8 protein-coding genes are annotated in these 8,002 nt (G+C 71.4%); 3 read left to right on the forward strand and 5 right to left on the reverse strand.

The window, feature by feature from the left end; genetic code table 11:
* Positions 1-60: 60 nt before the first annotated feature.
* Positions 61-393 (forward strand): hypothetical protein, encoded by a 333-nt coding sequence (locus QRN30_RS12770; protein ID WP_017886542.1) that lies wholly within the window; start codon positions 61-63, stop codon positions 391-393.
* Between the two features lie 93 nt (positions 394-486).
* Here the strand turns inward: QRN30_RS12770 and QRN30_RS12775 are convergent, their stop codons facing one another.
* Positions 487-987, reverse strand: a complete 501-nt coding sequence (locus QRN30_RS12775; RefSeq protein WP_042537405.1) for a DUF427 domain-containing protein — start codon at positions 985-987, stop codon at positions 487-489.
* Between the two features lie 76 nt (positions 988-1,063).
* On the opposite strand from QRN30_RS12775, the gene QRN30_RS12780 reads away from it, so the two are divergent.
* Complete coding sequence (locus tag QRN30_RS12780; RefSeq protein WP_017886540.1) at positions 1,064-2,476, forward strand: amino acid permease; 1,413 nt, start codon at positions 1,064-1,066, stop codon at positions 2,474-2,476.
* An 18-nt stretch (positions 2,477-2,494) separates the two neighbouring features.
* Here the strand turns inward: QRN30_RS12780 and QRN30_RS12785 are convergent, their stop codons facing one another.
* The 4 genes from QRN30_RS12785 to QRN30_RS12800 all read right to left on the reverse strand — a co-directional run bounded on the left by QRN30_RS12785 (position 2,495) and on the right by QRN30_RS12800 (position 4,041).
* A complete protein-coding gene (locus QRN30_RS12785) occupies positions 2,495-2,680 on the reverse strand; it encodes a hypothetical protein (RefSeq protein ID WP_056068179.1) in 186 nt (61 codons plus the stop codon).
* 116 nt (positions 2,681-2,796) lie between these two features.
* Complete coding sequence (locus QRN30_RS12790; protein WP_284761176.1) at positions 2,797-2,976, reverse strand: helix-turn-helix domain-containing protein; 180 nt, start codon at positions 2,974-2,976, stop codon at positions 2,797-2,799.
* A complete protein-coding gene (locus QRN30_RS12795) occupies positions 2,973-3,797 on the reverse strand; it encodes an AraC-like ligand-binding domain-containing protein (protein WP_284761177.1) in 825 nt (274 codons plus the stop codon). Before QRN30_RS12795 ends, QRN30_RS12790 begins: the two co-directional genes overlap by 4 nt.
* 115 nt (positions 3,798-3,912) lie before the next feature.
* Complete coding sequence (locus tag QRN30_RS12800; protein ID WP_258375068.1) at positions 3,913-4,041, reverse strand: hypothetical protein; 129 nt, start codon at positions 4,039-4,041, stop codon at positions 3,913-3,915.
* 191 nt (positions 4,042-4,232) lie between these two features.
* On the opposite strand from QRN30_RS12800, the gene QRN30_RS12805 reads away from it, so the two are divergent.
* Positions 4,233-7,664, forward strand: coding sequence for a DEAD/DEAH box helicase (locus tag QRN30_RS12805; protein ID WP_284761178.1), 3,432 nt, complete (start codon positions 4,233-4,235; stop codon positions 7,662-7,664).
* The last annotated feature ends 338 nt before the right edge of the window (positions 7,665-8,002 follow it).

Here is an 8,002-nt window from a genome sequence, read left to right on the forward strand (position 1 = left end):
TGCCCGCGCTGCGCGACCCGGACGTACCCGAAGCGAGGTTCACTCGCTACCATGCCGTCCATGGGAGCAGTCGCTCGGGACCACGAACCGCCGGCAGCTCCGGCGACCTTCGCGGTGTTGCTCGGACCGGTCGCGTTCTACCTGGGCATCATCGTGCCCGCGCAGTCCACCATCCGCCACGTCCTGCTCGCTGCCGTGTTCGGGCTGGTCTGCGTGCTGAGCGGCTGGCGGGCGATCCGGATCGCCGGCCGTCGCCGAGCCGTGCAGGTGTGGTCGTGGATCGGCATCGTCATCGGCACCGCCGGACTCGTCATGCTCGTCTGGCAGGTACTCGTGATCGTGAGCGGCGGCACGTTCCCGCCGCCGTTCTGGTCGCCGTACGCCAACCGCTGACGCGGTCCGGCCGGGAGGCCCGGGTCGGGTCCGCCCCGCCGCCCACGAAACGGGTCGGTCCGGGTCAGGGCCGCCCCACCTGACGACGCCGGGTCACCAGCCGAGCGTGCCGGGCGCGCCCTTGAACGGGCCGACGATGTCCGCCGTGATCCAGCCGCCGTAGAAGTCGCCGTCCTGCGCCTGGACGCGTTCGCCGCCGACCTCGCACGAGTCCATCGCCGACGGGTAGATGGCGACGCGTTCCCGCAGCGACTCGTAGCCGGGGACCGGTGTCGGGTAGTTCCAGGCGGCACGGCTCGCGACCGTGCCATCGCCGCCGACGACGTCGAAGTAGCGCGCCAGGCCCTTGAACTCGCACATGCTCGATCCCGACGCCTTGACGAGCGCGCCCTCGGCCAGATCGGACATCGGCAGGTAGTAGACCGGCGGGTGCGAGGTCTCGAGCACGCGGACGGCGTCGGTCGTGTCGGCGACGACCGTGCCGCCCAGACGGACGACGACGCGGGCGGTGACCCGCTCGACGGCGGGTGGGCGGGGGTAGTCCCAGACGGATTCCTGGCCGGGGCCGGGCTCGGTCCTCTTCGGGTGACGCATGCTCCAGGTGTACGCCCGGAGCCTGCGGTGCAGCCGCGTGCGTGCGCGGAATCGTCTCCGGGTGCACCATGGGCGGGTGACGACGACGACACGCACCCTGTTCCGACGGAAGCCCATCGAGACGATCGATGACGAGGCCGGGGGCGAGGGCGGCCTGAAACGGCACCTCGGCCTGTGGCAGCTCACCGCGATCGGCATCGGCGGCATCATCGGCGCCGGCATCTTCACCCTCGCCGGCACCGTCGCGAACGGCGTCGCCGGACCCGCGGTGCTGATCAGCTTCCTGGTCGCCGGCGTCGCGAGCGCCGCCGCCGCCCTGTCCTACGCCGAGTTCGCCGGGCTCATCCCGAAGGCCGGCAGTGCGTACACGTACGGCTACGCGGTGCTCGGCGAGATCGTCGGGTGGTTCATCGGCTGGGACCTGCTGCTCGAGTACACGGCGATCGTGGCGGTGGTCGCGATCGGGATCTCCGGCTACGTCGGGTTCCTGGTCGGCCAGTTCGGCATCGACCTGCCTGCGTGGATGCTCGGCGCACCGGGTACCGGTGACGGCCACGTCATCGACGTCTTCGCGATCGCGCTGTGCCTGCTCACCGCGTTCGTGCTCACCCGCGGCATCCGCAGCGCCGCCCGGTTCGAGTTCGTCGCCGTCGGCATCAAGGTGGCGCTCGTCGTGCTCATCGTCGTGCTCGGGGTGTTCCACATCAACAGCGCGAACTACTCCCCGTACTTCCCGTTCGGGTTCGGCGGCGTGATGACCGGCGCCGCGACCGTGTTCTTCGCCGTGTTCGGCTACGACGCCATGTCCACGGCGGCCGAGGAGTCCACCGACGCCCGCAAGCACATGCCGAAGGCGATCCTGCTGTCCCTCGGCATCTCGATGGTCCTCTACGTCCTGGCGACGCTCGTGCTCACCGGGATGCAGAAGTACACCGACATCGACCCGGCGTCGGGCTTCTCGTCGGCGTTCGCGTCGGTCGGGCTCGGCGGTGTCGCCAACGTCATCGCGATCGGTGCCATCGTCGGCATCGTCACGGTGCTGGTGACGTTCATGCTCGGTGCCTCGCGCGTCTGGTTCTCGATGAGCCGCGACGGTCTGATGCCGAAGTGGTTCGCGAAGACCGACCCGAAGCGGCACGTGCCGACACGGGTGACCTGGATCCTCGGCATCGCGTCGGCGATCCTGGCCGGGGTGCTGCCGATCGGTGTCGTCGCGGAGCTCACGAACATCGGGATCCTGCTCGCGTTCGTCGTGGTCTGCTCGGCCGTGGTGGTGCTGCGCTACCGGCAGCCCGACCTGGACCGCCAGTTCCGGCTGCCGTTCATGCCCGTCATCCCGATCATCGGCGTCATCGCGTCGCTGTGGCTCGTCACGTTCCTGCAGTGGGAGACGTGGGTGCGGTTCGCGATCTGGTTCGCGATCGGGCTCGGTGTGTACTTCGGGTACTCGCGGAAGCACAGCAAGCTGGCCGAGCCGGCGAAGCGCTGACCCCGAGCCCCTGCGCGGCTACCGCGACGGAGACCGTCGGCGTCTCAGCACGGCCCAGACGACGGCGACCACCACGCCCGCTGCGAACCACAGCCACGAGTTCGGCTGCCCGGCGAGCGCACCGGCCGCGCTGCCGATCAGCCCCAGCACGAGGGCGGTCAGCGGCAGCCACTGCTTGGTCGTTCGTGTGGGTCGGGATGCCATGGGCGAGACCTTCGTGACAGGGGTGCGGACAGCGCCGAGCCGCAACTGCACATCGACGGATCCGGCTCGGAGTGGAGCCAGTGTACGGCTGGGTCGTCGACGACGATCGACGCCGCTCAGCGCCGCAACGTCTCCCGCGGGTACTCCCCGAACCTGGCCGCGTACACCGACGCGAACCGCCCCATGTGCGCGAAGCCCCAGCGCCGCGCGACGTCCGCCACCGAGGTAGCGTGCGGCTCGAGGACCCGCAGTTCCTCGTGCACGCGCCCGAGCCGCACCTCGCGCAGGTACGTCATCGGCGAGCGCTCGAACGCCCGCTGGAACGACTCCTGGATCCCGCGGAGCTGAGTCCCGCGGCCTGTGCGACGTCGGCGACGGTCAGCGGCTCGTGGGCGTGTGCCTGGATGAACTCGACCGCGGCACGGAGTCGTCCGTCGCTGCGGGTGCCGTAGCCGGAGGGGAACCGCTCGGCCTGCAGCGGGTACATCCGGAACAGGGCGCGGGCGACGTCGCGCTGCGCTTCGTGCCAGGCGAGCGACTCCTCGCCCTCCTCGCGCAACGCGTGGAGGGCACCCGACACGGCGGTGCGCCAGAGTGCGACGGCGGACGGGTCCGGGGCGGCGGTCGTGTCGAACGCCACGGTGCCGTCGACCAGGTGGTTCTCGGCAGCGACGTCGAGCACCAGGTCCCGGCGCAGGTGCACCAGGCGCTGGTCCCAGTCCTGGTACTCCATCTCGAACCGGCGCTCGACGGGGAACATCGTCGGGACGCCGGGCTGCATGCGGACCTCGTCGTGGCCGACGTCGACGCGGGCTTCGCCGCGTTCGAGCCACTGCACGACGACCTCGCCCTCGGTGGCGACGTCGCCCCGCAGGTACCCGTGCATCTGGGAACGGCGGATGCTGAGCCGTTCGTCACCGACGCCGACGTACTTGAACCAGTAGTCCTGGTCGAGGGCCCGGGAGTACCAGGCCTTTCCCGCGTACATGCCGGCGAGTGAGCTGATGGCGGAGTCGGTGTCCTGCCCGGCCACGGCGACGAGTGAACGCGGCGGCGTGGGACGCGCAGCGGGGTCGGAGCCCGGAGCGGGCGACTTCGACTCGGTCGTGTCGGTCATGGGGCCACCTCTCTCTCCTGGAAGCAGAGCGGTGTGATCACGTGCGGTGGTGCCGACCTGCCCCCTCACGCTAAGGAGCGGCGGGTGGTCCTACAACCAGGTTGCGTTCCGTGGCCTAACGGCCGGTCCAGCGCACCCAACCGTGCACCTGGGCGGCGGCGCTCTCGAACGACGAGTGCCCGCCGGTCAACGAGTGGTCCGGTGAATCGACCGTGTACGTGTCGGTCCGGGTGATGTCGCACACGACTTCCGAGCCGAGCCACCCGTTCCAGTGGTCGGCTGAGTCGCGTACCCACCGCAGTCGGTCCGGCATGCGTTTCCAATCGGTTCCGTGGACCGCAGTCGTCGCGCTCCGGTGTCGACGGTAGCCCTGCCCGATGTGGGGCGCCCAGGGTGGCGGCGCGGATCGTCGGTGGCGACTGGCACGATGGACCCGTGCCAGCAGCCCCGATGATCGACGCCGTCGACGTCATCCGATTCGTCGGGCCGCAGACCTTCGGCCGTGCACGCGACGTCGTCCGCGCCGGACTGGTCGACGACGCCACCTGGCACGACGACGACGGCACGGTCACCGCGGTCGTGTCCGGCACCGCCGACGACCCGTACGAACTGCGCGTCGACACCACCCCGGCGCGCGGCGACTTCGTCCGCCCGGTCCGCAGCAGCTGCAGCTGCCCGCTCGGCGGCGACTGCAAGCACGTCGCGGCTGCACTCCTCACCATCAACGCCCGCGCCCTCGCCGCGAACGCCGGCCCACGTCCGGACGCGCCGGCTCCGCCGCCCTCTGACTGGAGGCACGACCTCGCCCGCCTCGCCGGTGACGACGAGCAGGCGCCCACCCCGCAGGGCACGCGGATGGGGCTGCAGTTCGAGTTGCGTGACGCGGTCCCCGCCAAGCTCGCCTCGCGAGCCCGTGCCGCGGGCCGTGCGCTGCCGACGGCGTCCCGCAGCGTGCGGCTCGGCGTCCGCCCGGTGACCCGAAGCGACGCCGGCAACTGGGTGCGTGGGCAGCTGACCTGGGGCACGCTCCCCTACTCGCAGAACCGGCTCGGCGTCGGTGCCGAGCAGCACGCCTGGTTCCTGCAGCTCGCCGCCCTGCACCGTGCCGGGCAGCTCGCCGGGTTGCCGGGTGAGAGCGACTGGCTGCACCTCGACGACTTCCGGAGTCCCCTGCTCTGGCCGCTCCTGCAGCAGGCCGCGACGCTCGACATCGCGTTCGTCACCGGCAAGCGCGAGGGCGGCGCGGTGCTCGGCACGCAGGCCCAGGTGCTGCTCGACGTCGGCCGGCACGACGACGCCGTGGTGATCGGCGCGAGTGCGGTGCTCGACGGCCGACCAGTGGTGCCCAGTGCGGCGCGGATGATCGGCGACCACGGCGTCTACGTGTTCCGCGAGAGCCCGGAGTTCACGGTCGCCGTCGCCCCGACCCCCGCGCCGGTGCCCGAGGACCAGCGCCGCATGCTCGTCGAGGGCACCCGCATCACCGTGCCGACGGCCGAGGTCGACGAGTTCCTGGCGGACTGGTCGCCCCGGTTGCGCGGTGCCCTCGGGCTGGTCAGCTCGGACGGCTCGGTGGAGCTGCCCGAGCGCACCCCGCCCGAACTCGTGCTCACCGCGACCTTCGAGCCGGCCCGGGCGCCGCGCACCGACGACCGCGTGCACCTGCACTGGCGCTGGCACGTCGACGGCCGGAAGGACCCGGTGTCCCTGCACGGTCCGCTCCCCGACCTGTCCGGGCTCCGTGCCGCCGACGATCCGGCCGGCACCGACGAAACTCCCGTCTCGGACCCGGCCGCGGCGGTGGAGCCGGCCACGGCGACGACGGCAGCCGACGACGCGACGCGGGCCGGGCCTCCCGTCCGCACTGCCGGACCCGGTGGCGGACTGGACTGGTTCCAGGACGGCACCATCGACGGCGCCGACGTCGCGGTGTTCGCGAACGAGTTCCTGCCGGAGCTGCCGTCGCTCGGCGTCCGCACCGTCGTGCAGGGCGAGCGGCTCGACTACGAGCGGCTGAGCGGGCGACCGCACATCCGCGTCACGACGATGCCGTCGGACAAGCACGACTGGTTCGACCTCGGCATCATCGTCAGCGTCAACGGCAAGCAGATCCCGTTCACGCCGCTGCTCACCGCGCTCGCGGGTCGGCAGCGGCGCCTGAAGCTCGTCGACAACTCGTACCTGTCCCTGGCCGACCCCGCGTTCGACCGGCTCAAGGAACTCATCGACGAGGCCCGCGACCTGGACGAGTGGGAGCCCGACCAGCCGATCGCCGTGACGCCGCTGCACGCCGGGCTGTGGACCGAGTTCGACCTGCTGGCCGACGAGACCTCGCACGACGAACGCTGGCAGGCGATCACCGCGGGGCTGCTCGGGGCGACTCCCCCGGGTGACGTCCCCGTGCCGGACACCGTGCACGCCGACCTGCGGCCCTACCAGCACGCCGGGTACGCGTGGCTGTCGTTCCTGGTGACGCACGGCATCGGCGGGGTGCTCGCCGACGACATGGGTCTCGGCAAGACGCTGCAGGTGCTCGCGATGGTGGCCGCCCGTCGTGCCGCGGAGCCCGACGCTCCCCCGTTCCTGGTCGTCGCACCGACCTCGGTGGTGGGCAACTGGGCGGCCGAGGCGGCGAAGTTCGTGCCGTCGCTGCGGGTCGCGACGGTGACCTCGACGTCGCTGAAGGACCCGGGGCTCGTCGCACGGACCGCCGCCGCGTCGGACGTCGTCGTCACGTCCTACGCGCTGCTCCGGCTCGATGCCCAGGCCTGGACCGACCTGCCGTGGTCGGCGCTGGTGCTCGACGAGGCCCAGTTCGTGAAGAACCCACAGTCGCAGACCCACCGCGTCGCCTCGGAGCTGCAGGCACCGGTGAAGTTCGCGATCACCGGCACCCCGCTCGAGAACGGGCTGACCGACCTGTGGGCACTGTTCCACATCGTCGCGCCCGGGCTGCTGTCGACCTGGACCCGGTTCGGCGACGACTACGTGAAGCCCCTCGCCTCGCCCGAGCTCCGGGGCGAAGCCCGCCAGGAGCTCACCGGGCGGCTGCGTCGACGGATCCGGCCGCTCATGCTCCGGCGCACGAAGGAAGCCGTCGCGTCCGACCTGCCCCCGAAGCAAGAACAAGTGGTCCGGGTCACGCTCGACCCCGCGCACCGTGCGCTGTACGAACGCACGCTCAACCGGGAGCGGCTGAAGGTCCTCGACCTGATCGACGACCTTTCCAAGAACCGGATGATCGTGTTCCGGTCGCTGACGCTGCTGCGGATGCTCGCGCTGTCGCCGGCGCTGGTGTCCGTCGGAGCGTCCGGGTCGGCGTCGGCGGACTCTGACGTCACGTCCGGCTCGGCCCCGATCCCCTCGGCCAAGCTCGACCTGCTGCTCGACGAACTCGAACAGCTCGCGGCAGAGGGGCGACGCGCCCTGGTGTTCAGCCAGTTCACCTCGTTCCTGCGGATGGTGTCCGACGCCCTCGACGCCCGCGGCATCGGCTACGAGTACCTCGACGGCTCCACCCGCAAGCGTCCCGAGGTCATCGAACGCTTCCGGCAGGGCACAGCCCCGGCGTTCCTCATCTCGTTGAAGGCCGGCGGCTTCGGACTCACCCTGACCGAGGCGGACACCGTGTTCGTGCTCGACCCGTGGTGGAACCCCGCCGCCGAGTCCCAGGCCGTCGACCGGACGCACCGCATCGGCCAGACCCGGTCGGTGAGCGTCCAGCGGTTCATCGCCGAGGACACCATCGAGGAGAAGGTCCTCGCCCTCGCCGCCCGCAAGGCCGAGCTGTTCGCCACGATGATCGACGACGACGCGCTGTTCGCCGACGACCTGACCGCCGACGACATCCGTTCCCTGCTGACCTGACCCGCCGCCTGCCGGCTCCCCCGCTGTTCGCCCGCCGCCGCGCTGCCCGCCGCCGCGCTGCCCCGCTGCCCCGCTGCCGTGCCAGATCCGCACCGTGCGAGATCCGCCAACCCGTGCGAGATTGCCCGCCCCGTGCCACCCCACAACTCCGCACCGAACAACACCGACCGCACACACCGAACAACACCGACCGCACACACCGACCAACCCCGCACCGTGCCCACCACGCTGCCCCGCCGCCGCGCCAGATCCGCACCGTGCGAGATCCGCCAACCGGTGCGACATTGCCCGCCCCGTGCCACCCCACAACTCCGCACCGAACAACACCGACCGCACAC

It is taken from the genome of Curtobacterium sp. MEB011 (genome assembly GCF_030209655.1).
GTDB lineage: Bacteria > Actinomycetota > Actinomycetes > Actinomycetales > Microbacteriaceae > Curtobacterium > Curtobacterium poinsettiae.

What these genes read in the sequence shown, in the direction of transcription:
- QRN30_RS12770 (WP_017886542.1), top strand. Translation starts at nt 61, where the DNA reads ATGGGAGCAGTCGCTCGGGACCACGAACCGCCGGCAGCTCCGGCGACC.
- QRN30_RS12775 (WP_042537405.1), bottom strand. Translation starts at nt 987, where the DNA reads ATGCGTCACCCGAAGAGGACCGAGCCCGGCCCCGGCCAGGAATCCGTC.
- QRN30_RS12785 (WP_056068179.1), bottom strand. Translation starts at nt 2,680, where the DNA reads ATGGCATCCCGACCCACACGAACGACCAAGCAGTGGCTGCCGCTGACC.
- QRN30_RS12790 (WP_284761176.1), bottom strand. Translation starts at nt 2,976, where the DNA reads ATGACGTACCTGCGCGAGGTGCGGCTCGGGCGCGTGCACGAGGAACTG.
- QRN30_RS12795 (WP_284761177.1), bottom strand. Translation starts at nt 3,797, where the DNA reads ATGACCGACACGACCGAGTCGAAGTCGCCCGCTCCGGGCTCCGACCCC.